The organism is Protofrankia sp. CiP1_Cm_nod1 (assembly GCF_920888515.1).
Taxonomy (GTDB): domain Bacteria; phylum Actinomycetota; class Actinomycetes; order Frankiales; family Frankiaceae; genus Protofrankia.
This window is the reverse complement of record NZ_CAKKTM010000396.1, coordinates 11,760-13,072: the sequence shown is the minus strand read 5'-3', so window position 1 is coordinate 13,072 and position 1,313 is coordinate 11,760. Positions and strand designations below refer to the sequence as shown.

The 1,313-nt window shown below is 75.3% G+C and carries 1 protein-coding gene and 1 pseudogene; both read left to right on the top strand.

All coding sequences use genetic code 11. The annotated features are described in order from the left end of the window. Positions 1 to 203 (top strand): hypothetical protein (locus NBX02_RS17965; RefSeq protein ID WP_250292334.1); only part of this gene is annotated, 203 nt, incomplete at its 5' end. Positions 204 to 366: 163 nt separating this feature from the next. After that, positions 367 to 1,313: pseudogene (locus NBX02_RS17960) on the top strand (hypothetical protein); the annotation flags it as partial.

Sequence of the window (1,313 nt, the reverse complement as noted above, 5' to 3'; positions counted from 1 at the left end):
TGACCGACGGCGCCCTGACCGACGGCGCCCTGACCGACGGCGCCCTGACCGACGGCGCCCTGACCGACGGCGCCCTGACCGACGACGCCCTGGCCGGCAGGCTGGCCGACGGCCGGGCGGACAGCCTGCCGGACGACGCGACGACACCGTTGACGCTCAACGCGCGGCCGGCCGGCTCCCACCGGCGCAAGCGCGGCCGGTGACACCGGCCGCCGTGGGCCGCGGACACGACGGGCCAGGATGCCGCCCACTGGGTGAAACCGACTGGACACCCAATGTTGTGGACACGGAGAGCAATAACACATATACTCTTCGTGTTCATGCGTCAACGGACTTGTCCGGAATCCGGGCAGGGGGAGTGCTTCCATGAGGTTTCGCACGTTCGCAGCCGCACTGCTTATGGGGGGTGGGCTGGCACTGAGCACGGCGGTGGATCCGGCGGCGGCCACATATACCGGCGCGCCCGTAGACCGTCCCGACAGCCCTGGCCCGCTCGGCGTAGCCACGGTCAGCGCACGGTCGGTGGCCGTTGGCGAGTCGGTGCTCTTCGGCGGCGGTGGTTTCGTCCCGGGCGCAACCATCACCGTACGGGTCAACGACGGCACGGCCGGTACGGCAACAGCGGATGACCAGGGCAGCTTCAGCCTGCGGCCGCCGGCCTTCACCGCGCCCGGCGACTACGTCATCACCGGCACCGGCCCGTTCGCGGCTGATCCCGGCCTCGGGCTCCCCGCGGGGCTCGCGCAGGGGCTGCCGGGTGGGTCACCGGAGGGGCTGCCGCAGCGCACGGTGGCCGCGACCGTGACCGTGACCGACCCGTCCGCCGTTCTCTCCACCGGTCTCGCCGCCACCGGGCTCGCCGCCACCGGGCTCGCCGCCACCGGGGATCCATCCGCTGACAGGGACGGCGACCCGCGTGTCGGGGTGGCCGTCGGCGGCTGGGGCAGCCCCGACGGCGGTGCCGGCGGCGAGGACGGCCCCCGCGGTGGCATCGGCGTCGCCTTCGGCGTCAGCGGTATCGGCGGTGACGGTGGTAACAGCGGCGGCGGCGACACGGAAGAGCCCGCGCCCGGTGGCGGCGGTGGCGTGGCCGTCCCGGTGGTGCTGCCCCCCGTGCCCGGTGGCGGCGACCCGGTGGCCGCCGGCCGGGAGCCGGTCCGCCCGGCCGGCCAGGAGTATCCCAGCACCGGGGGGCTGCCCTTCACCGGCGCCGAGACCGGCGCGATGGCGGCGATCGCCGCGGCGCTCGTCGGCGGCGGTGTGATCCTGCGGGTCGCGGCCCGTCGCCGCCGCCCGGGGACGACGCCCGACGA